This window comes from Nocardia wallacei, assembly GCF_029868745.1.
Lineage (GTDB): Bacteria > Actinomycetota > Actinomycetes > Mycobacteriales > Mycobacteriaceae > Nocardia > Nocardia wallacei_B.
In genome coordinates, this window is record NZ_JARWOP010000292.1 from 25,775 (window position 1) to 47,297 (window position 21,523).

General features: G+C 69.7%; 24 protein-coding genes. 9 read left to right on the forward strand and 15 right to left on the reverse strand.

The window, feature by feature from the left end; genetic code table 11:
- Position 1 precedes the first annotated feature (1 nt).
- Complete coding sequence (locus QH470_RS26570) at positions 2–1,498, reverse strand: FAD-dependent monooxygenase (protein WP_280275083.1); 1,497 nt, start codon at positions 1,496–1,498, stop codon at positions 2–4.
- A gap of 95 nt (positions 1,499–1,593) precedes the next feature.
- Here QH470_RS26570 and QH470_RS26575 point away from each other — a divergent pair, with 95 nt between their 5' ends.
- Positions 1,594–2,241, forward strand: a complete 648-nt coding sequence (locus QH470_RS26575) for a TetR/AcrR family transcriptional regulator C-terminal domain-containing protein (protein WP_280275084.1) — start codon at positions 1,594–1,596, stop codon at positions 2,239–2,241.
- Here the strand turns inward: QH470_RS26575 and QH470_RS26580 are convergent.
- The 5 genes from QH470_RS26580 to QH470_RS26600 form a co-directional block, all read right to left on the reverse strand.
- Complete coding sequence (locus QH470_RS26580) at positions 2,235–2,597, reverse strand: hypothetical protein (protein WP_280275085.1); 363 nt, start codon at positions 2,595–2,597, stop codon at positions 2,235–2,237. The genes QH470_RS26575 and QH470_RS26580 overlap by 7 nt on opposite strands.
- 135 nt (positions 2,598–2,732) lie before the next feature.
- Complete coding sequence (locus QH470_RS26585; protein WP_280275086.1) at positions 2,733–3,143, reverse strand: helix-turn-helix domain-containing protein; 411 nt, start codon at positions 3,141–3,143, stop codon at positions 2,733–2,735.
- Between the two features lie 141 nt (positions 3,144–3,284).
- On the reverse strand, positions 3,285–3,749 hold the full coding sequence (locus QH470_RS26590) for a CinA family protein (protein ID WP_280275087.1): 465 nt from the start codon (positions 3,747–3,749) through the stop codon (positions 3,285–3,287).
- A 21-nt stretch (positions 3,750–3,770) separates the two neighbouring features.
- Complete coding sequence (locus QH470_RS26595) at positions 3,771–4,412, reverse strand: flavodoxin family protein (RefSeq protein WP_280275088.1); 642 nt, start codon at positions 4,410–4,412, stop codon at positions 3,771–3,773.
- A gap of 141 nt (positions 4,413–4,553) precedes the next feature.
- Positions 4,554–5,666 carry a hypothetical protein gene (locus QH470_RS26600; RefSeq protein WP_280275089.1) on the reverse strand — a complete coding sequence of 371 codons (1,113 nt, stop codon included), beginning with the start codon at positions 5,664–5,666 and terminating at the stop codon, positions 4,554–4,556.
- Between the two features lie 221 nt (positions 5,667–5,887).
- Here QH470_RS26600 and QH470_RS26605 point away from each other — a divergent pair, with 221 nt between their 5' ends.
- Positions 5,888–6,433, forward strand: coding sequence for a DUF2165 domain-containing protein (locus QH470_RS26605; protein ID WP_280275090.1), 546 nt, complete (start codon positions 5,888–5,890; stop codon positions 6,431–6,433).
- A gap of 15 nt (positions 6,434–6,448) precedes the next feature.
- Here the strand turns inward: QH470_RS26605 and QH470_RS26610 are convergent, their stop codons facing one another.
- Positions 6,449–6,781: a hypothetical protein gene (locus tag QH470_RS26610; protein ID WP_280275091.1), complete on the reverse strand. Its 333-nt coding sequence runs from the start codon at positions 6,779–6,781 to the stop codon at positions 6,449–6,451.
- 4 nt (positions 6,782–6,785) lie between these two features.
- Entirely contained in the window at positions 6,786–7,007 is a 222-nt protein-coding gene (locus QH470_RS26615; RefSeq protein WP_280275092.1) for a hypothetical protein, read from the reverse strand.
- A gap of 162 nt (positions 7,008–7,169) precedes the next feature.
- Between QH470_RS26615 and QH470_RS26620 the strand changes: the two genes are divergently transcribed.
- Positions 7,170–7,829 carry a TetR/AcrR family transcriptional regulator gene (locus tag QH470_RS26620; protein ID WP_280275093.1) on the forward strand — a complete coding sequence of 220 codons (660 nt, stop codon included), beginning with the start codon at positions 7,170–7,172 and terminating at the stop codon, positions 7,827–7,829.
- Between the two features lie 6 nt (positions 7,830–7,835).
- On the opposite strand, the gene QH470_RS26625 is transcribed toward QH470_RS26620, so the two are convergent.
- The gene (locus QH470_RS26625) at positions 7,836–8,648 is read right to left on the reverse strand and encodes a DUF72 domain-containing protein (RefSeq protein WP_280275094.1); all 813 of its coding nucleotides are present in this window, start codon (positions 8,646–8,648) and stop codon (positions 7,836–7,838) included.
- Between the two features lie 187 nt (positions 8,649–8,835).
- Here QH470_RS26625 and QH470_RS26630 point away from each other — a divergent pair, with 187 nt between their 5' ends.
- Together QH470_RS26630 and QH470_RS26635 are read left to right on the forward strand one after the other, a co-directional pair.
- The gene (locus tag QH470_RS26630) at positions 8,836–10,518 is read left to right on the forward strand and encodes a hypothetical protein (RefSeq protein WP_280275095.1); all 1,683 of its coding nucleotides are present in this window, start codon (positions 8,836–8,838) and stop codon (positions 10,516–10,518) included.
- A 148-nt stretch (positions 10,519–10,666) separates the two neighbouring features.
- Positions 10,667–11,014, forward strand: a complete 348-nt coding sequence (locus QH470_RS26635; protein WP_280275096.1) for a hypothetical protein — start codon at positions 10,667–10,669, stop codon at positions 11,012–11,014.
- A gap of 57 nt (positions 11,015–11,071) precedes the next feature.
- Here the strand turns inward: QH470_RS26635 and QH470_RS26640 are convergent, their stop codons facing one another.
- Positions 11,072–11,758: an arsenate reductase ArsC gene (locus QH470_RS26640; RefSeq protein WP_280275108.1), complete on the reverse strand. Its 687-nt coding sequence runs from the start codon at positions 11,756–11,758 to the stop codon at positions 11,072–11,074.
- 123 nt (positions 11,759–11,881) lie between these two features.
- A complete protein-coding gene (locus tag QH470_RS26645; protein WP_280275097.1) occupies positions 11,882–12,484 on the reverse strand; it encodes a pentapeptide repeat-containing protein in 603 nt (200 codons plus the stop codon).
- 512 nt (positions 12,485–12,996) lie between these two features.
- Between QH470_RS26645 and QH470_RS26650 the strand changes: the two genes are divergently transcribed.
- On the forward strand, positions 12,997–14,583 hold the full coding sequence (locus QH470_RS26650) for a glycosyltransferase family 39 protein (RefSeq protein ID WP_280275098.1): 1,587 nt from the start codon (positions 12,997–12,999) through the stop codon (positions 14,581–14,583).
- Between the two features lie 14 nt (positions 14,584–14,597).
- Here the strand turns inward: QH470_RS26650 and QH470_RS26655 are convergent, their stop codons facing one another.
- On the reverse strand, positions 14,598–15,689 hold the full coding sequence (locus tag QH470_RS26655) for an alpha/beta hydrolase (RefSeq protein ID WP_280275099.1): 1,092 nt from the start codon (positions 15,687–15,689) through the stop codon (positions 14,598–14,600).
- A gap of 363 nt (positions 15,690–16,052) precedes the next feature.
- Here QH470_RS26655 and QH470_RS26660 point away from each other — a divergent pair, with 363 nt between their 5' ends.
- Entirely contained in the window at positions 16,053–17,384 is a 1,332-nt protein-coding gene (locus QH470_RS26660; RefSeq protein WP_280275100.1) for a lipase family protein, read from the forward strand.
- Positions 17,385–17,386: 2 nt separating this feature from the next.
- Here QH470_RS26660 and QH470_RS26665 read toward each other — a convergent pair whose 3' ends face one another.
- Together QH470_RS26665 and QH470_RS26670 are read right to left on the reverse strand one after the other, a co-directional pair.
- Positions 17,387–17,872: a nuclear transport factor 2 family protein gene (locus QH470_RS26665; protein ID WP_280275101.1), complete on the reverse strand. Its 486-nt coding sequence runs from the start codon at positions 17,870–17,872 to the stop codon at positions 17,387–17,389.
- Positions 17,869–18,459 (reverse strand): NADPH-dependent FMN reductase, encoded by a 591-nt coding sequence (locus QH470_RS26670; protein WP_280275102.1) that lies wholly within the window; start codon positions 18,457–18,459, stop codon positions 17,869–17,871. Before QH470_RS26670 ends, QH470_RS26665 begins: the two co-directional genes overlap by 4 nt.
- A gap of 135 nt (positions 18,460–18,594) precedes the next feature.
- On the opposite strand from QH470_RS26670, the gene sigJ reads away from it, so the two are divergent.
- Complete coding sequence (gene sigJ, locus QH470_RS26675; protein WP_280275103.1) at positions 18,595–19,485, forward strand: RNA polymerase sigma factor SigJ; 891 nt, start codon at positions 18,595–18,597, stop codon at positions 19,483–19,485.
- A gap of 4 nt (positions 19,486–19,489) precedes the next feature.
- Here the strand turns inward: sigJ and QH470_RS26680 are convergent, their stop codons facing one another.
- The gene (locus QH470_RS26680) at positions 19,490–20,503 is read right to left on the reverse strand and encodes a GlxA family transcriptional regulator (RefSeq protein ID WP_280275104.1); all 1,014 of its coding nucleotides are present in this window, start codon (positions 20,501–20,503) and stop codon (positions 19,490–19,492) included.
- Between the two features lie 140 nt (positions 20,504–20,643).
- On the opposite strand from QH470_RS26680, the gene QH470_RS26685 reads away from it, so the two are divergent.
- The gene (locus QH470_RS26685) at positions 20,644–21,228 is read left to right on the forward strand and encodes an isochorismatase family protein (protein ID WP_280275105.1); all 585 of its coding nucleotides are present in this window, start codon (positions 20,644–20,646) and stop codon (positions 21,226–21,228) included.
- Positions 21,229–21,523 lie beyond the last annotated feature (295 nt).

Here is a 21,523-nt window from a genome sequence, read left to right on the forward strand (position 1 = left end):
GTCAAGCGATCTCCCGGCGAACCCGGCCGCCGACCCAGGCGCCGAGCGCCTCCGCCAGCCCCTCGGCGCCGGGTTCGTCGGCGACCCACGCCGCGTAGCCGTCGGGCCGGACGAGAACGGCGGCGGGCGCGGCGATTTCACCGATGCCGGGAACGGTCCAGCGCTCGTCGCGGACGGCGATGTCGACGATATCGATACGGTCGCGCCAGGCGGACCCATCGGTTTCGCGGTTCCCGTTGCGGCGCAGCAGAATCGGCCGGCCCGTGCGCAGCAGTTCGCATACCCGGGTCTCGCCGGAGTCGGTGGCGAGGTCCACGTCGGGCACGCGCCGACCGGCCAGCGGGTGCTCGCTGCCGGTGTCGTACCGGATGTCCAGGGCGGTGATCATGCGGCCCAGCCGGTGCCGCGCCTGATCGGCGCCGATCAGGTCGCTCATGATGTCGCGCAGCGCGTCGGTGTGCGGACCGGGCCGCGACAGCGCCGTCTGCGCGCGGGTGTTGTGCAGCACGCGCGCCGCGAGGGGCGCGCGCTCGCTCTCGTAGGTGTCGAGGAGATCTCCGGAATCGTTGCCGCGCACGGCGATCGCGAGCTTCCAGCCCAGATTCACCGCGTCCTGCACGCCGAGGTTGAGGCCCTGGCCGCCCGCGGGGAAGTGGATGTGCGCGGCGTCCCCGGCGAGGAAGACACGCCCGGCGCGATACCGGTCGGCCTGGCGGGCGGCGTCACCGTAGTGCGACACCCAGCGCGGGGCGTGCATGCCGTAGTCGGTTCCCGCGATTTCGGTGAAGCTCGCGTAGAAGTCCTCGAAGCTCAGCGTCGCGCCGCGCCCCAGCACCCGGTCGTACCGCTGCACCATGAGGCGGTACCAGCCGGGCTGGAACTGCACCACCGAGAAGTCGCCCACCCCGCGGCGCTGCGCGAAGACGGAACCGTCCGGCGGTGCGGCGAGTTCGACGTCGGCCATCATTCCGGTCATGGTGGCGTCGGTTCCGGCGAAATCGATGCCGGCGAGCTTGCGGACGGCGCTGCGGCCGCCGTCGCAGCCGACGAGGTAGGACGCGCGGAGACGACGCGGCTCCGCCGCACCGCCGACCTCGACCGTCACACCCGCCTCGTCCTGGCGCAGGCCGGTGACCGGCGCGCGCCACCGCACGGGAGCTCCCGATTCCGTTGCGCGACGGTCCAATTCCCGTTCGATCACCGATTGCAGGACCGCGAGCGTATACGGGTAACGGGTGTCGAGATCGCTGAAATCCAATGGCAGACCGCCGAAATGCCCCGCCTGGATCGGGCGGCCCTGCGCCAGTAGCCCGTCGAGCAGCCCGCGCTGATCGAAGATCTCCATCGTCCGGGCGTGAATGCCCCCGGCACGGGATTCACCGGTCCGGGCGGGCAGCGCGTCCAGCAGCACCACGTCGACTCCGGCGAGCCGCAGTTCGCACGCCAGCATCAGACCGGTAGGCCCGGCACCGGCCACCACGACATCGGTTGTCTCCATCACCGTCTCCTTAACAACGTTAAGTTTGCTTTAACGATGTTAAGGAGACCAGAACGTTGTTAAGCTGTCAAGCAATCCAACGGAAAGAGGTGGCGGTGAAGCTCGACACCACGGTGATCGCCGAGGCCGCGCTGGGGCTGCTCGACGAGGTCGGCCTCGACGGCATGACCATGCGCAAGGTGGCCGCGGCGCTGGACGTGCAGGCCCCCGCGCTGTACTGGCACGTGAAGAACAAGCGCGAACTGCTCGACGCGATGGCGCAGGCGGTCTTCGTCTCCGCCGTCACCGGCGTCGAGGCGCCCCGGCAGGGCGAGAGCTGGCAGGACTGGGTGATCGCGCTGGCGAGCCGCCTGCGCCGCGCCATGCTGCGCCACCGCGACGGCGCCAAGGTGCTGGCCGGCACCTACGTCAGCGACGAAGCCATGTGGCGCACAGTGGAATTGACGCTACGCACGCTGGAGGACGCGGGATTCGCGCCCGCCGAGGCGCACCGCGTCTTCCCGATCATGCTGCACTACACGGTCGGCTTCGTCATCGAGGAACAGGCCCGCTCCGGCGCCGAGTACACCCGCGGCAACCCGTACGACGCCGACCACCTCGCCCGTGCCGTCGACGCCGAGCGCTACCCGCGCGCCGCCCGCATGGTCACCGCCGTCTTCGGCACCGATCCCGATGCCGAATTCGAGCACGGCCTGCGGGTCGTCCTCGCCGGGGTCCGCGCCGTGCGCTCACCGAGTCAGTAACGGCCCCGCCGCGGCGGCACCGAATGCCCGACCTCACCGGCACCCCGCGAGGCCGCCGAGGTCACATCGAGAATCCGGGCCGCCGTCTCGCGGAGCAGGTCGCACAGCTGGGCGGTGCGGATCGAGCCGACGAAGTAGTCCACCTGGGTGTCGTCGGCGAGGCGGATATCGCATGCGTACCAGCAGTGACCGGCGGGCGCCGGCAGTTCCAGGGCGCAGCGAGTGGCCAGCTCGTACAACGCCGCGGCAGTTTGCGCGGGGCTGCCGGCATTGCCGACCTGCCACCACGAAACGCCGTAGTCGTCAGGCCGGGAGATCGTCACCTGGTAGGTGAGCAACTCGCTAGCATCCGCCATGCCCAGGAACATACCGGACACTCGGCCAATAGTCACTAGACAGCAAACATCCGCTGTTTCTGCGGGCGGATCGGGCCGCGTTCCGGGTTCGCCGCGAATTCGGACCGCGGGCGCATGTGCGGGGCGCTATTCGCCCTACTCGGGATCGGTTGTCGGCAGTCCCTCGCTGGCCCGCAGCTTGTCGGCCATGGAGGTGAGCAGGTTCAGTGATTCCTCGGAGAGGTCGAAGGCCCGGTTCGATAACCGCCGCAGACCGTAACCGCGTAGGCGGGACAGCAATTCGAGGTCGTGGTCGATCTTGGCGGCGTAGACGTCGTCGGTGAAGTAGGCCGGGTCGACCTTGAAGAACCGGGCCAGCGCGGCGACGGTCTCCGGGGAGGGATTCTTGCGCCGGCCCGAACGCAATTGGGACAGATACGGTTTGGAGATGGGGTGCCCGGCGGTGGTGAGCATGTCGGACACTTCGGCGTTGGTATGCGGCTTACGTCCCGGCGGATGCACCATGTCGAACAGTTTGTTCAGGCGTTCGGCGAAATCAGCCGTCATGAGCAGCCGAACTCCCTTCGCCGCACCGTGCCCCGATCCGGCCGACGCCGGTTCCGCCGATCTTAGCAAACGCCATCGCGGCGGGATGCCGAATCAGCAAGCAGCACAGGGCAAATCGGACGAAAGGGGCCGGTCGCGGCGCTAACTGCCGCGAACCGTGTCGAGCAGCAGTTCCAGACCGTGGTCCACCGTGGCGTCGACGATCTGCGGCGCGTCACCGTCGAGGTCCCGGTGCAGCGACCGCACCCCGGCCCGCGTGGCGACCGCGAACCACACCGAGCCGACGGGTTCGCCGTCCTGCTTGTCCGGGCCGCCGACGCCGGTGACCGCGACGGCGATGTCCGCGCCCATCAGCTCCCGCACCCCGCGCGCCATCGCGACCGCGGCCGACTCACACACCGGCGAGCAGTCCGGCATCCCCAGCACGGCACGCTTGACCTGCGTCGAATACGCGACCACACCGCCGCGGAACCAGTCCCCCGCGCCCGAGGCCGCGCCCAGCGCCGCCGAGAGCCTGCCCGCGGTCAGCGATTCCGCGACCGCGACCGTCGACCCGCGGTCCCGCACGACCGCGGCGATCTCCTCGGCAAGGCGGCTGGTGTCCATGGTCCCTCCCTCGTCGTGCGGCTACCGGTATCCGTCGGCGCGCAGCAGGCGGGCCAGATGCGCGGCGTTGCGCGCCAGCGTGGCGGTCGTCTTCGCGACCGCTTCGGGCGTGCTGTCGAGATCCTTGTAATCGGTTCCGCCCATGGCCTGGTCGTTCCAATACGTCGAACCCTGCGCGGGGATGGTGAATCCGATGTCGCCGAGCGCCTGGAACAGGTCGGCCGCGATCTTGTGCGCGCCGTCCTCGTTGCCGACGATCGCGGCGAGGCCGACCTTGTCGTACATCGCCGGGCGGCCCGCGTCGTCGGTGTTGGACAACTCGGCGTCGAGGCGCTCGAGCACCCGCTGTGCGATCGAGGACATGTGCCCGACCCAGGTGGGCGTCGCGATCAGCACGATATCGGCCGCGGCGACGCGCTCGCGGATCTGCGGCCACTGGTCGCCGTCGCCTTCGTCGGCGGTGATGCCGGGGCGGACGTCGTAGTCCGCGACCCGTACCACCGAGCCCGCGACGTCGTGTGTGGCCAGTTCGGCGAGCACCTGCTCGGCGAGGAGATCGCTGCTGGACGGGTCCGGGGAGCGTTTCAGGGTGCACACCAGCGCGACCGCCGTGAGATCGCGAGTGTCGCTGCCGCCGTGGGGGTCGGGGTCGTTCGCCGTCATCTCGGCCTCCTTCGGTCGTGATCGTGCGCGGTCCGTCTTCCTGCGCGTACCCGCTGATCCGGCAACCAACCGGTACGCCGCCGGGTGAGTCGGTGCGCGGGCGCGCGGCGGATGCGGGCAGGGGTGTGGGCGGCGCCCGCGTCAGCTCTCGCCGCGCTGCTCGACCCAGCGGTAGCGCTCCCGGCGGCGGTGGTTGTAGGCCGCCTTGCGCACCGTCGTATCGTCCTCCAAGCCGGAGCCGACCGCCCCGGCGACGGTGCCGAGAATCGTCGCGGTCAAGGCGATCGTCAGATAGTCGCGAACGCCCGCCGCATGCCCGAGGGTCTTGCCGAGGAAATCCGGTGGGATGACGAGCAATACGGCCGCCAGGGTGAGCAGGTACAGGGTGGCGAAGAACGCCGCGCTACCGACCAGGACCGTGGCGACGGTGCCCGCGTTGCGCAGCCGCCGGTCCGGATCGCTTGTGGCGCCGACGTTCTCGTCGCGTTCCCAGAGACCGTGCCCGGCGATGATCCACACCGTCAGCACCGACAGGGCGGCGACGGTGCTCCCCGCCAGGCGAGCCGGGCCCAGCGCGGTGGCCAGCTGCCAGATCGAGGAGTAGAGCACCCCGAACGCGGTGCCCGCGATCGCGCCGGCCAGTGCCGTGGACAAGCCCACCAGCAACTGCCACGGCCGGTTCGCCCGCACCATCCCGGCCAGCAGGTGCGCCGTCCCGAGCTGCGGGGAACGGAGCACGTGGACCTCGTCGTCGGTGCGGGCCCGTTCGACGCGCACCGCGCGGGAGCCCAACTGCCGGGTGAAGTCCTGGAGCAGGCCGGTCTCCGGCCGATAGCCGGGTTCCATCCGGGCGGTCAGGGCCGCAGCCAGGTCGGTGAGGCGGCGGCGCAATCGCAGGCCGCCCAGCGCGGGCAGGGAGACGAGCGCGACCCGGGAGTCGATGTCGACGGTAGCCATCACGAACCCGCGCGGGCCGCGCAACGGCAGATCGGTGACGCACAACGCCAGGTCCCACTCGGTGGTGCGGACGCGTTCGTGTGCCTTGTCCACCAGTCGGTCGTAGTCGGGATACATGGCCTCGAACGGATCGTCGACCACTTCGGTCCGCCAGGTGACCCGGTCGTCGACGCGGTTCGCCAGCACGCCGGGCAGGGCGTGGCCGAGGTCCCGGGCCAGCCGGGCGGGGAGGTCGGGGTCGGCGAGGATGCCGACCACCACTGTCTCGCGGGAGCGATCGCGATCGTCCACCGTCATGTCACCGCCCTCCGCATGCGCCGCCACAGTCGTACTCGGGCGAGACCGGGCCCGCCCGCACCGGCATATCCGCAGGGGCGGCGGCCAAACCTGGCACACCGGACCCGCTGTGCGACAAAGCATCCCGAGCCGCGCGAAATGCGTTCCGATGGCGCGAGGATTCGCTTCGACGTACGATGCGGCCGTCCTTCCAGCGGTACCCGGCGAATCAGGTGGCGACATTGAGTCTCAGCGGTAAGCGATTCCTCGACATGGCCGGGAGCAGGGAAACGGCCGTGACGGCGCTGGCGACGATCACCGGGCTGTACTACCTGATCGTCGCCGTCACCAACTGCATCGACACCGATACCAATCGGCGCGGGGTCGAGGCCGTGCTGTCGATGCAGGCCACCATTCACCATTCCGGCACCGAGTGGCGCGCGATCACCAACGGCACGGTCGTGCTCATCGCCTACATCCTCGTGGTGATCTGGGAGTATCTGATCGCGTTCGTGCTGCTCGCCGCGGCGGGCACGGGCTGGTGGGCGCTGGCGGGCCGCAATGCGGCGCGGACCGCGGTGGCGGCCAGGCTGTCGAGCCTCGGCTGGACCATGGCGGTGCTGCTGTTCGCGGGCGGCTTCCTCACCATCGGCGGCGAATGGTTCCGGATGTGGGCGAACAAGCAGGTCAACGCGTCCTCGGCGGCGTTGCAGAACGTCCTGCTGGCGGCCGTCGGGCTGATCCTGGTGCACATGTCGGGCCGCGCCGAGACGCGCGCGGCGGACTAGCGAGGCGGCAGCGGCTCAGCCGGCGAGCGACCTCTCGCGGATCTCGTGAATGCGAGTGCCCGCGGCGTCCCTCAGCCGATCCACCAGGCACATCTCCGGTACCGCGTGACCGCTGAGGTGCCCGGCCGGTATCGCGACGACGTGGGCGTCGGCGCGGCGCAGCGCGTCGATCAGCGCGAGGAACTGCGGCGGGAGCAGGCCGGAGTCCATCCGCTGCTCATGGAAGACCTCGCCCAGATCGCAGCCCGCGGCGGCCGCGGTTTCCGCGATGAGCGCGTCCCAGCGGGCCGGGTCGTCCACCAGATGGTCACAGAGATAGCCGAACATCAGCGGCCGTAGCGCAGCCACCGGCTCACCTCGAACCCGTCGGGGTCACGCGCCCGCGATCGCTGATCTGCCAGCAGCCCTTGTACGGGATCGCGACGATCAGACCCCGTGCCTGCAACCGTGCCAGTGCGGCGCGAGTGCTCCAGCTGGTCAAGCGAGCCTGCCGCTGGATCTGCACCGCGGACAGCAGCCCGCCGGGGCGAAGAACGTTCAACACCAGCGATTGTGCCGCCTGCCCGAACTTCATTGCGTTCTCCTCGAAACGCTCGCTACGCCGAATGTGCCGTGGAGCTGTGTGTGAGCTCCGATCACACGGGAATTTCCGAAGATTAGTTGTCGACATCACATGATGTCAACAGCATGTGATGTCAACATTTGTCGGGCCCGAGGTTGTGAGAGGATGCGGGCCATGCCCACCGCCACCGAGGAACCCCGGGGCGAGTCGCGACGTTGGCGGGGCCGCGAACCCGCCGACCGCACCGCGACCCGCCGCCGGCAGTTGCTCGACGCCGGACTGGAGCTGATGGGCAGCGTCGGCGCGGCGGGCATGTCGATGCGCGCGGTGTGCCGCGCCGCGGGCCTGACCGAGCGGTACTTCTACGAGAGTTTCACCAACCTGGACGAGTTACAGCTGGCGGTGCTCGACGAGGTCGTGCTGGGCGCCCGCGACCGGCTGATCGCCGCGCTCACGACCGCCCCGCCCGACCCGGGCGAGATCTTCGCGCACGTCGTCGCGCGCTTCACCGACTACATGGACGAGGATCCGCGGCGCGGCCGCATCATGTTCGTGGAGTCGCAGGCGACGCGGGTGCTCGGGGAGCGCGGCAACGAACTCGTGGTCGAGTTCACCGCGCCCATCGCCCTGAGCCTCGCCGGTACCGAACAGCACCGCAGTCCCGCCGACGAGACCGACATCCGCCTCAACGCGCACGCCATCTTCGGCGCGATGGCGTTCCTGTACCGGCCCTGGCTCGACGGCGCCCTGGACATTTCACGGGAGCGTTTCGACCGGCATGCCACCAGCGCGATCACCGAACTCGCGCGAGCCAGGTCGTCGGTGCGGCCGTAGGCGCGGTCACCAGGGCGTATTCCACTCCCGGGACACCTCCGGCGGGTCGACGGCCGGGGGCAGGGGCGCGGGAGTGCGGGTCACGGGTCTGCCGGTAGCACGGGCCAGGTCCGCGAAGCGGATGGCGTTGTGGATGGCCGCGCCGCCGGGGTCGTTGTTGAAATACACGTAGATGTCCCGGGTCTCGTCCCAGGTCTCGTTCAGCCGCTGCACCCAGTCGGCAAGGACACGCTCGTCGTAGCAGGGCCACGGCGTGCCGGTGCCCTCGTGGAAGCGCAGATAGGCCCAGTCCGCGGTGCGCCACAGCGGTGTGACGGACCGGTCCAGCCGGTCGGCCCAGCACAGCGCCGCGTTGTGGCGTTCCAGCACGGCGCGCACCTCGTCGGTCCACCAGGTCTCGTGGCGCGGCTCGACGACCACGCGCAGATCGCCGGGGATCAGGCGCAGCACCGCGGCCAGCCGGTCCGGCGCGGCGGGCAGGTTGGGCGGCAACTGGATCAGCAGCGGTCCCAGCTTGTCGCCGAGGCCGCGGGCCGCCTCGATCATGCGCTCGAGCGGAATCTCCGGATCGAGCAGCCGCCGATTGTGGGTCAGCACCCGGGTCGCCTTGACCGCCATGACGAAATCGTCGGGAGTGCGTGCGCGCCAGCCTTCGAAACTCGTGCGCGGCATCGGCCGGTAGAAGGCGGCGTTCAGCTCCACCGTGGCGAACGAGCGCGCGTAATGCTCCAGCCAGCGCCGCTGCGCGACGCCCTTGGGGTAGAACACGCCGCGCCAATCCGCGTACTGCCATCCCGAGGTGCCCACGAACAGTGCCATGTCGAGAGCCATTCCCCCGTCCGCGGAAGGCAATCAGGGGAGTCCGCGACGAAATGCGCCGGACGGAAATTGTGTTCCGGCGCAACATTTTCGGCACGTTGTTGTGAATGGTGACCATGTCGGCCACACCTGTCCTGCCGCGCGGCGCGGTCCGGTTCGATGTCACCGGTCGGCGAAGGAGTGTCGGATGTCGCGGAAGAATCGGGCGGGCGGGCTGTGTGTGGTGCTCGCCGTGTGCTGCCTGGGCGGGCACGCGGTGGCCACGGCGGATCCGGGGCGGACGGAGCTCGGCTACACCTCTTCGGCGCCGGTGACCTCGGTGGTCGCGACCGTCGTGACCCGGACGGTGCCGCTGCCCGTCGCGGCCCCCGCTCATCCCGCGGCCTGCGACAGCCTGTCGTATCTGCGCTGGCGCTCGGTGGACGGGCCGGCGGACGCGGCCGACGCCGATCGCGTCCTGGTCGCGCAGCCCGGCATCTTCGAGGGCGCGGGCGCCTTCGACAGCGTCGCGCGCAATACGGTCGCGCGGGCGGCCGAACGCGGCGCGCACATCGAGTTCTGGGCGCTGGACCGCCGCTCCAACTGCCTCGAGGACCACACCGGCACCCGGGCCGCCCTGCGCTCCGGCTCGATCGATAGCGCGACGGACTACTACTTCCACGGCGCGCCGGCGGACGGCCGCCGCTTCGCCGGATACGCCTCCGGTGACGCCGCGGCTTGGCTGCGCGACCAAGGTCTGGCCCAGACCCTGCGCGACGAGTACGACCTGCTGCGCCTCGAACTGCCCGACCAGGCACTGCGCGAGCGGAAGGTGTTGTGCGGCGGGCACTCCCTGGGCGGATTCCTGACCGGCTACTTCGCGGGCTGGGACTTCGACGGCGATCCCGCCACCACCGACGACGCCGGATACCGCCAGTGCGGCGGGTATTTCGCGCTGGACACCAGCATCAGGGCCGGAATCTCGTTGCGCGGCTTCGAGTTTCCGTCGCCGCCCCCAGCCGTGGCCGCCGGTCTGGAGGGCCTGTCACTGCAACTGGACACCGCACTCCCGGTGCTCGCTCTACCGGCGGTGATCAATCCGGAGACGACCAACCTGCTGGCCCTGGCGGGGCTCGCCGCCCGGCTGTCCCCGCAGGGCGTGAACGACCTGGTCCGTCGCCTGCCCGACAATCCGAACATCGCCCTGACCTTGCGCACCCTGCTCTCGCAGGACCCGGTCGCGTTCGCCACCGGCAGCCCGGACGTGCGGACGCTGTCGGCCACCAACGAAGCCGTGCTCGGCGCGCTGCTGGACGACAATTCCCAACCGCTGGGCTTCCTGCAGGCCAGCGCGGGCTTCGTCGCCGGTGGTCCGTTGGGCGCCAAGAACTTTCCGATGCCGGACGCGGTGGCGCGCAGCCCGATCGCCCTGAACTTCTTCGGTGACGCGCCCAAGGTCTCCCCCACGCGTTTCGACCCGCAGACGGTGTACCGCTGGATCGACTACGACGCCGTCGGCGCGGAATCCGGCGGCGCGACCACACCCGGCAGCGAGGTGACGTCGATTGCCCAGCTCGCGCGCAGCCTCTGCGAGCCGCCGCTGGACTTCACCGAGTGGTACTTCCCGTCGCGCCTGGCGCTGGATCTGCAGCAGGGCACCGCGCCCTCGATCGCGGCGCGGCACCTGCACCCCGACGGCGTCGGCCGCCATCCCGCACTCACTTTTCACGGCAGCGGCGGAATCCCGGTGGCCGAATCCGGCAATCCACGCGATACACAGATATTTCTGCCCGGCTACAACCACCTGGATGTACTCACCGCCGCCGAACATCAGAACAATGGGCAGCCCGAAGTGGTATCCACGCGTTTGGCCGAGTTCGCCACGCGGTGAATCACGAATAGTTGAAAGTTGCACCGGATTCGCCGGGTGAGTGAATATCCAGCGACAGCGCATTCCCATGCCCGAGAAGGGGTCGCCGTGACACGGGCGGGAGACTGGTGGTCGAGTTCGTTCCACACGGAAGAAGGTGAACGATGCCATGCTCCACTGGCCCCTCTCCGTCATCGCGGTTGCCGGAACACTGCTGGCGGCATTCGTCGCGATAAACATGGTCGCTCTGCGCGCCGACGGCCGCCGCCGGAAATTACCCGGCGCTCCGGCGCGGAACACCACCTCGGCCCGCCGGAAAATCCCTTCCGAGGACACGTGGCTACCCTCTTCGATGCATCGGCCGCCGGGCCACCCGTTGACGGTGGGCGAGGCGCATCGCGTAATGCAACGGCACCTGAATTGCGGGACGGACAACTGCATCAGCAAGGCGGTCGCATTCTCGGTCCTGGTGCAGCACGGCCGCATCAAGCCGGATTCCTCACGGTCGTCCCGCTAGCCCGGCGCGTCAGATCGGCGCGGTCGCCCACCAGGTGACCCGGCGAGTGCGCGGCGGTCACGCGGCGATCGTGAGGCCCAGGCCGGTCAGCAGGTCGATCACGCGACGGCGCAACTCGTCGCGGATGGGCCGCACCTCGGCCACCGGCAATCCGGCCGGATCGTCCACGATCCAATCCTCGTGCCGCACGCCGGGCAACTGCGGGCACAGGTCGCCGCAGCCCATGGTGACGATCACGTCGGCGGCCCGGATGATCTCGTCGGTCCAGGCCTTCGGGAATTCGTGGGAGATGTCGATGCCCACCTCGGCCATGGCCGCGACCGCCGCCCGGTTGAGCGCGCCGCTCGGTTCCGATCCGCCCGACCAGGCCAGCATCCGGCCCTGCGCGTAGTGCTCGAAGAAGCCCAGCGCCATCTGCGAGCGTCCGGCGTTGAACGTGCAGAGGAACAGCACCACCGGCATGGCGTGCTCGACGCGGCCCTCCACCTTGGCGCGGGCGTGCAGTTGCTGGCGGGCGAAGCGCTCGGCCAGCAGCGGCAGGTAGAGCTTCACCGGCGCCTGCGCCCCGATCTGCGCGTAGGAGTCGTGCAGGAAACGGTGAATGGTGTTGGCGTCGAACAGGATCGTGAACTCACGCTGCAGCCGCCGTTCGGCGCGGGCGAGTGCGGTGGCGTGCACGATATCGAGGAGTCGGTACGCCGGTGTGATCTCGGCGTATCCGGCCCGGAGGGTCCGCTCGGACATAGCCACGTCACCCAGGGTGACACCGATGACCTTCCGCGACAACAAAACCCAGATGAACCGTTTCGGACCTCTTGGCCACCCGCGGCCGTAATGTCGGTGTCCATGGCCCCTGGCATTGGGGACCTACGTGCCCGGGCCGCGAGACAAGATGGTGCCAGCCACATTTGCGCCGGTGAGGTCGGCGCCGTCCAAGCGCGCGTTCGACAGATCCGCCCCTGCGAGATTCGCGCCGGTCAGATTCGCGCCGCTGAGGTCGGCACCGGCGAGATTCGTTCCGGCCAGATTGACCCGGTGCAGGTCGGCTCCCCGTAGGCGCGCACCGATCAGGCAGGTCTCGCCGAGATCGATGTCCGTCCCCGCCGTGTCGTACGGGGTGTAGCGCCGGCCGATCACCGTGATCACGGTCTGCACATCGTATTCCAGCCTGCCGGGCTCGCCGGGCTTGCCCACGAGCCGGCACTTCCACACCGGCGATTGGGTGTGCACATACGACGCCAGGATCGAATAGATCGTCGAGTGGTCCGCGGGCGAATCCTTGGCCAGCCGTTCCAGCAGGAAGACCGCGGACAGCCGGGCCTCGAGCTTGTCGACGGTCAGGTGTTCGACGGCCTTGTGCACGCGATCGGTGACGACGGTCTGCTGGGACAGCGCGTACTGATCCTTCGTCGCGCGCAAGGACTGCCCCGTGAACCACAGGGCGCCGACCGCCGCGATCGTGGTCGCCATCGCGACGAGGTTCGTCCAGCCCTTCCAGACCAGTACCCGGTGCAGGGTATGTGTGATCCGTTGCCCGCGAACGGGTTCGGGTCTGCGCAGGGACCGGCCGGTTCCGGCGACCCGAACCGGTCGTGGTGACATCCTGTCTCGCATCGCTGTTCCTGCCTGCTCGATACCGTCACGGGTCCATCTCGAGGCACATCGGCGGACCATCATGCCAGCGGACAGCCGCTGAGGAGGGCCGTTTCGCGCGTGGTGCACCCTCACAGCCGGGGTGGCGACAGGTTGTGTGGTGGCAGGTTTTCGGCTCGGTCCGTTCTCCGGTCATCACGGGAGTATTACGATCACACCGCGAGGAATTGCCGAGTATTTCTCTGGCACTTCGCTTTTCGGCATCGCACGGGCACTGGTGAGGCAGCGCGCCGGTGTGATTCGCCGACACGTCGTCATCGTGTGCACACCGAATGATTTCGGACCGGAATTTCAGTGCTTTCGCACATCCGAATTGGGGAGGAAACGTTATGCCGGACAGCGATGTCGTCGCGCGGGACCGCAGTACGGTCGTCGCTGTCCCGGCCGGGGCGCGGTCCGCGCCCGCAGCGGTTCCGCCTTTCGCCTGGCGCGACGCCGGCCTCGTCGCCGCACTCGCGGCGGCATTGTTCACCGCTCGGGTCGGGCGCTATCCCCTCGGCGGCGACGAACTGTATTTCATTGCGGCAGGCCATCGTCCGGCGTTCGGGTATGCCGATCAAGGGCCGGTCGTGCCGCTGCTGGCAGCCGCCGCGGATCTCCTCGCACCGGGTTCGGCGGTGCTGCTGCGGTTGCCCGCGGTGCTGCTGACCGTGGTGGCGATCCTGCTCAGCGCGGCGGTCGCGCGGGAGTTCGGCGGCGGTCGAGGGCCGCAGGCGCTGGCGGCCGCGGCGTACGCCGCCACGCCCATGGCGGTGACACAGTCGGCGATGCTGAGCACCTTCGCCGTCGACGTGACACTGACCGGGCTCGTGGCGTGGCTGTGGATCCGCTGGGTGCGCACCCGCTCCGATCGCTTGCTGTTGCTGGCCGGACTGGTTGCGGCCGTGGACTTTCAGGTGAAGTGGCTCGTTCCGATCGTGTGGGCGGGCCTGACGGTGGGCGTGGCCGTCTTCGGCCCCCGCGACATGCTGCGGCGCCCGGCCTGGTGGGGCGGGTCGGCGCTACTGGTCGCCTCGGCGATACCGACCGTGCGGTGGCAGCAGGCCCACGGCTGGCCGCAGCTGGCGATGGGCGCGGTGGTCCGCGCGGAGCAACTCGCGACCAGCGGCCTGGCGGGCATGCCGATGCAGATCGTCCAGGTGACCGGGCCGCTGGGATTGCTGCTGCTGGTGGGCATGTGGGCCGGACTGCGCTGGGATCGGTTGCGGCACTACCGTTTCGTGATCCCGATGGTCGCGATCGGATTGGTCGGCGTGGTCGCCGGCGGCCTGCGGCCGTACTTCGTGGCCGGGGCCTTTCCCGGGCTGTTCGCCGCCGGTGCGGTGTACCTGGCCGATCGTGAGCTGTCCCGGCGCGTGCGGGCGGCCGGCGCCGGGCTCCTGGCGCTGGCCACCGCGGTGACCGTGACCGCGGTGCTGGTGCTGCCGCTGCCCACCGCCCGGATGACCGAGCCGACCGACAGGTACTCCCAGATCGATTGGCGCAGCCGACTTTACGGCTCGAGCGGCTGGGACCGGCTGGTCACGACGGTCACGGAGGCGGTGCGCCGCATACCACCCGAGGAACGCCGCGACCTGGTGATCGTCACCCAGAACTATTGGCAGGCCGCGGCTCTCGAACGATCCGGCTCGGACACCCTCCCCCGCGTGTACAGCCCCAACCGCGGCTACGGCTACTTCGGTCCCCCGCCGGACAGCGCCTCGACCGTGCTGTACGTCGGAGTCGACGATCCACGCACGGCGCTACGGACGGAGTTCGCGGCGGCCACGCCCGTGGCGCGGATCGACGAGCGGCTCGGGTTCCCCAGCGTCGACCGTGGAGTCACCCTGTGGCACTGCGGGTTTCCGAGCGAGCCGTGGTCGCGGGCATGGCCGCGAATGCGGACGCTGCCGATGGTCGACGGCACCGTGCGCTGACGACGGCGGCCCATCTACTCCGTGAGGGCCGCGCCGAGCACCGGCCACGAATTGTGCAGATCCTGCTGCCAGTAACCCCACGAATGTGTGCCGTTGGGTCGCAGGTCGAAGGTCGCGGGAATGTCCAGCTCCCGCAACCTGTCTCGCAACTGCGCGGTGCAACGCCCTGCCACCGCGTCCAGCAGTCCGCCGATGACGAGCTGATCGATCAGTTTCACCGGGTTGTCGTGGATACCGGGTCCGGCGAGGGTGTCCAGCGGACCCGCCGCGCCATTGCCGCTGGCCACGTAGAGAGCGGTGCCGCGCAGTTCGGCCGCGTGCAGGTACGGGTCGTTGGCCGCCCAGGCGGGGTCGGTCGGCGGCCCCCACATATTGAGGGTGTTGCCGCGCCGGGCGGTGACGATGGCGTCGACCATGACCTGGCCCATCGGGTCGCTGGTGCGCGCGCAGCCGCTGTAGGAGCCGATCGCGCGGAACAGCCCCGGCGCGGCCAGCGCCAGCTGGAATACCGAGATACTCGCCATGGACAGACCGGCGATGGCATTGGCGCCGCTGCCGTGGAAGGCCGAGTCGATAACCGGCGGCAGTTCACGAGTCAGGAAGGTGGTCCAACGCTGCCGGCCGTGCACCGGATCGTCGGCGCGCCAGTCGGCGAAGAAGCTGCCCCCACCGCCGATCGGGATGACCACGTTGACCTGTTTATCGGCGAAGAACTCGGCCACGTCGGTCTTCGTCAGCCAGTTGCTGCCGTCGCGCCAGTCGCCGGTATCGGTGCCGCCGTCGACCCCATTGAGCAGATACAGCGTCGGCGCGGGTTGCGAAATATCCGCTGCGGGAAGGACTTCGACGGCCAGCGGGCGTCCCATGGCCGCGGAGTACACGGTCAGGTCGACCACGCGGCCCGGACCCTGCACGGCGGTGAGCAGGCGGGAGCCGTCGTCGGCCGGTTCCGCGGCGGCAAGCGCGCGCACCGGCACCGGTGTGTCGAGCGTGGGGTCGGCTGCCGCCAGGCCGCTCGTGCAGGTCAACGCGGCGGCGCAGCACAGCACGGCCAGCCGCCCCGGGTACGCGCGGCGGACCGGGCGTTGCCGTGCGCGGACACTCATACGACGACCTCCCTGCCGGAACCCGACTGCGCCGACGCTAGGCCGCGCGTACGCGAACCGGCAAGATTCCTCCCACGGTTCTGAGAATTCTCGGTAACCGGGCGCGGTGTGCACGGGTAGATGCCACAACGGCGGATTTCGTGGAGCGTCCAGCAACCGCAGTGCTATATCCTCACGCGGTTTCCGCTCCGACCGTGATGTCCACCGAATCCGCGTGTGCGTTAGGTGGACACATATGTGGCGATTACCGTGAGTCCGGATAGGCGAGGGTGGTGTCCGTCCGAGGCCGGGAGCGCGCAAACTATGTGGGGACCATCGAGATCATTACGGGCAATTACGGTCGGCCTGCTGGCCGCATGCCTCTTGCTGACACAACAAGGTCCCGCGGGCGCGGACGAGGGCGAACCTGCCTCCCCGAACGGTTTTCAGGACTGGATCGATCGCACCGTCCCGCCGCCGCTGCTGCCGCAGGCGCCGTCGCCGCCCAGCGCGGAGCTGACGCCGGAACTGTCGGCGCTGTGGCGGGGCGTGCTGTCGCCACCGGCGAACGACCCGATCTTCGACACCTGGCCCGCCGACCTCGACGGGCGCGACCCCGGCGACATCATCCAATGGCGGGACGTGACGGCGACGGCCGCGCCGCTGTCGGTGGTGCCGATCCGGCGCGCGATCCTGGTGAAGTTCCGGACGACCGCCGCGTCGGGCGTGCCGTCGTTCGGCACGGCGACGCTGGTGATCCCCGCCGCCGAATGGACCGGCGGAGGCGACCGCCCGGTTCTGATCAACGCCCTGCCGATCAACTCGCTGGGGCTGCGCTGCACGCCCGGCTACGCCATGGCACACGGCCTGCACAGCAAGTTCAACGCCGGTGATCTGTTCCCGCCCACCACCTGGTGGGGGCTGAGTCGCGGATACGCGGTGCTGATCCCCGATCACGAGGGCCCGTGGATGTCCTACGCCGAACCGACCGTCGCCGGGCACGTCGTGCTCGACGCCGTCCGCGCGACGCGGGCCGTGGCGCCCGACGAGTTCGACGACAGCCGGTTCGCTGTCGGCGGTTACTCCGGCGGTGCGATCGCCGCCTACGCCACCACCATGCTGCTCCACGAGTACGCGCCCGAACTGGCCGGAGTACTGGTCGGCGCGGCGGTGGGCGGACTGGTCACCGATTACCGCGCGATCGCGCACGCTTTCAACGGGAATATGGCCTCCGGCATTCTGCTGGTGGTGGCCGCGGCGATGGCCCGCGAGCACCCGGACATCTTGCGGTATATGAACCATCTCGGGCAATGGCTGGCGACCTCGCCGATCAAAGACACCTGCGGCGACAGCAACGGCCCGCTCGGCGTCACCGGAATTCCGATCGAGGTCGCCGCCGATACCGCCGATCCGCTCGGCAGCGATATCGCGGATCGAATCTTCCGGCAATCGGATCTGCGGGATCGCACATCCGGTGCGCCGCTGTATATCTATCACGGCGCGCACGACATCTGGATTCCCGCCGAACAATCCCAGGCCCTCTATCGGGAGCAGTGCGCGCGGGGAATTCCCGCCGTTTCCCGGCAGGTGCCCGGCGAACATGTCATCGGCCTGCTCGCCGGTTTCCCGGGCGCCATCGATTGGCTCGATCAACGGTTACGGGGCGAGCCCGCGCCGGACGAATGCCCCGCGGTACCGTCCACGGGGCATTCGTAGCGTCACCCCTGACCGGTGATGGCGTCCACGTCGATGCCATCGGCGCCCGGCGGGGAGCCCGGCAGGGGCGAGTTGTCGAGATAGCGGATCTCGTAGGTGCGTTCGGCGAACTTCCAGCCGTCGGCGGTCCGCCGGTAGCGGTCGTGGTAGATGGCGTAGTTCAGATGCGAACTGCCGCCGCGCAGGCGGCCGAACTCGCAGATGTGGGCGCGGCCGGTGGCGGTGTCGCCCTCGATCTCGGTCACGCCGGGATGGGTGTGCTGGACGAAGTACTCCCAGGCGTCCTGCATGCGCGGCATGGTGTCGCGGAGTGCGGCGCGACCGGCGACCTCGATGCGCGCGTCGGGAATCCGCAGCACCGCGTCGTCGGTGAACAATGCCGCCAGGCGGTCGAAGTCGCGCATCATCACCGCGTCGGGGAACGCGGCCCGCAGCGCCTCGATCTCGACGTGATCGGCGAGTGACCGGAAGTCGTTGTGGCTCATCATGATCGGGCTCCTATCGGGTCGATCCGGTCGGCCTGCCGGAGCGGCGCGAGCGCGTCGGTCCAGGCGATGACCTGATCCAGTAGCGCGTGCAGGGCCGTCTCGTGCTGGTCGCCGGGCACGAAGGTGGTGTAGTTCTCGAAATCGGTGAGCACCGAGAGGGCGACCTGGCGGCCCACGACGGCCATACCCAGCCCGCCGCACACCAGCCGCAACTGCTCCGCCGCGCGCACACCGCCACTGACCCCGTAGGAGACGAATCCGACCGCCTTGTCCACCCACTCCGCGTACAAGTGGTCGATGGCGTTCTTCAGCACGCCGGGCGCCCCATGGTTGTATTCGGGCGTGACGATCACGAACCCGTCGAACGGGGCGATCCGCGCGGCCCAGGCGCGGGTGTGCTCGTGGGCCGACGGCCCGAACATCGGGGCCACGGGCTCGTCCAGATGCGGCAGCGGGTGGTCGATCAGATCGATCAGCTCGAATTCGGCGTCGCCGCGCCGCGCGGCCGTGTCCAGGACCCACCGGGCGACCTGCGGGCCGTTGCGGTTGGGCCGGGTACTGCCGAGGATGATGCCGATATTCGTCATGGCCGGAACTCCTGCTCTGCTGAATGTGTCACGACCTTCCGACGACGCGGCCCGCCGGAATGTCAGGCCGCCTCACAGTCCGGGTCGCCATTTCGTCGTATCGGTGAGGGCCGCATCGACCGAAGGAGCCGAACCATGACCGACCCGCACCTGCGCGCGGTGATCAGCGAGCGCCGCCAGCTGATCAATCTCGCCTACCGGCTACTGGGCTCGCTGGCCGAGGCGGAGGACGTGGTGCAGGAGACCTACGCACGCTGGTACGCGCTGTCGGAGCCGCAGCGGCGCGAGGTCGCGGCGCCGGGCGCATGGCTGACCACCGTCGCCAGTCGCATCTGCCTCGATCTGCTCGGCTCGGCGCGCGCCCGGCGCGAACGTTATGTGGGCGAATGGATTCCGGAGCCGGTGCCCGACCGCGCCGACTGGCTCGGCGGTCCGGCTCCCGCCGATCCGGCCGACCGGGTCACCCTCGACGAGTCGATCAGCATGGCCTTCCTCGTCGTGCTGGACGCCATGACACCGGCCGAGCGCGTGTCGTTCGTGCTGCACGACGTGTTCCGCTACTCCTTCGCCGAGGTCGCCGGCATCGTCGGGCGCACTCCGGCGGCCTGCCGCCAGCTCGCCTCCTCCGCCCGCCGCCGCCTGCGCACCGCGCCGGGCCCGGCGACACCGCAACGCGCCCAGGTGGTCCGAGATTTCAAGCGGGCCTGGGAAACCCGGGACATCGAGGCGCTGATCGGCCTACTCGACCCGCACGCCACCGCGACCGCCGACAGCGGCGGCCTGGCCCCCGCCTTCCTGCACCCGATCGACGGCGGCGAGCAGATCGCCCGCACCTGGATCGAGATCGCCGCCCGGGCCCCGGAGGTCACCCTGGCGGAACGCACGGTGAACGGCCAGCCCGGCCTGGTGGCGCAGCAGGACGGCACCATCGTCTCGGTCTACGCCTTCGACATCGCCGACGACCGGATCACCCGCATCTGGGCGATCCGCAACCCGGACAAGCTGCGGGCCTGGATCACCGACTGAACCGTCAGGAGGCCGTTACGCGCGGCGGTGTGGTCGTCCGGAATCGACGGCGGTAGTCGGTCGGGGTGGTGTTCAGCCGGCGGCGGAAGGCTCGGACGAGGGTGTCGGTGGTGCCGAAGCCGCACCGGGCGGCGATGCGGTCGAGCGTCTCATCGGAGCTTTCCAGTTCGCGGCGAGCCTGTTCCACGCGCAGCGATTCGATGTAGGCGTGCGGCGTCGTGCCCAGTTCGGTCTTGCACAGCCGGGTCAGGTGACGGTCGCTGACGTGGGCGTACGCGGCGAGGTCGGCGACGGTGAGCGGCTCGGCCAGGTGGCGCAGGATGTAGTGGCGTAGGTCTTCGATGCGCCTGGTGGTGGAGACCTGGTCCAGCGGAATGCTGAACTGGCTCTGCCCGCTGGGGCGTTTGAGGTACATGACGAGCTGCCGCGCCACCCGCAGGGCGACGTCCTCGCCCAGGTCGTCGGCGATGAGCGCGAGCGAAAGGTCCAGGCACGCACTGATTCCGGCGCCGGTCCAGACGTCGCCGTGCCGGATGAAGATCGGGTCGGCGTCGACCTCGATCTCCGGATGGTCGTGGGCAAGTTGGCGAGCGGTCGACCAGTGCGTGGTGGCGCGCTTGCCCGCCAGGAGCCCGGCGGCGGCCAGCAGGTGCGCGCCGACGCACACGGAGGCGACCCGGCGCGCGCGGTCGGCGAGCTTGCGCACCCAGGCCACCAGATCGGGATCGATGACGGGGCGCACCCGGCCCGCGCCGTCGGTCTCGACGGCACCCGGCACGACGAGCGTATCGATGGGCTCCGCCGCGGCGGAGTCGAAGGTGATGTCGGGCAGGACCCGCACGCGGGCTCCGGTGGTGACGGGGTCCAGGGTGCGCGCGGCCAGCACGACCTCGTAGCCCGCCGCCTCCTCGGTCTCGCGCCGGGCGAGGCCGAAAACCTCTGGGGGACCGGTGATGTCGAGAAGGTCCGCGCCGTCGAAGACGACGATGACGATACGGCGGCGCGGCAGGTGCGGCACGGAAACTCCTTCGCCCGAGGATGTCGGTATCTGCATGTTATACGTCATTGCCGACATCTGCGGCGGTGCATACCGTGGTGATCACGGCCGACGCACCCGCGCGCCGCTCCCCCTCCCTACTAATTCCAGGCGGTTTTCCCATGTCCCGAACCACCCTGCGCGAAGTCCACGGCCTCGACCAGACGCCGGCGAAACTGGCCGATTCGACCCTGCTCCTGATCGACTTCCAGAACACCTACACCCGGGGCGTGATGGAACTCGACGGCTGGGAGGCCGCGCTCGAGGCCGCCGCTCGCCTGCTCGAGCGCGCACGCCGGGAAGGCGCCGGGGTGGTGCACGTGATCCATGACAGCGGGCCCGGCACGCCCTACGACATCCGCTCCGAGATCGGCGCGATCCATCCCCGCCTCGCGCCGATCGAGGGTGAGCCCGTCGTGGTCAAGCACGCCCCGGACGCCTTTCACGCCACCGATCTCGAGACGCACGTTCCGGCGGGCGGGGATGTGGTGATCGCGGGCTGGATGACGCACATGTGCGTGACGTTCACCGCGCAGGGCGCCTTCCTGCGCGGCAACCGGCCCACGGTGGTCGCGGAGGCCACGGCGACTCGCTCGCTGCCCGTCGCGGGCGCCGACCTGACGGCCGACCAGGTGCATCACAGCGCCCTGGCCACCATCTCCGATCTGTACGGGGTCGTCGTCTCCTCGCAGGAGGAACTCGGCTAGCCCGCCGGCCGACACCCGGGCAAATCTTCGGCATGCCCGCGGCGCGCGCCCCGGCCCGGCGCCCGCGCCGCGGCGCGTGACATCGGACACTTGTCAGCCGTGAGAACCGCGCGCAGCGCGCCGTGATGAGCGATCACAGCCCTGTTGGAGCCGGTCACAGTGTGGGTGAGGGCTGTCTCAGGTGTGGTGACAGACCCCGCAACACTCGCTGGGAAGGCCCCTTGACGATAGCTACGCTGTGCGAGTTCATCCGACTCGAGGACGAGGTCCGTGAAAACCCTTCTGGCAGTTCTAG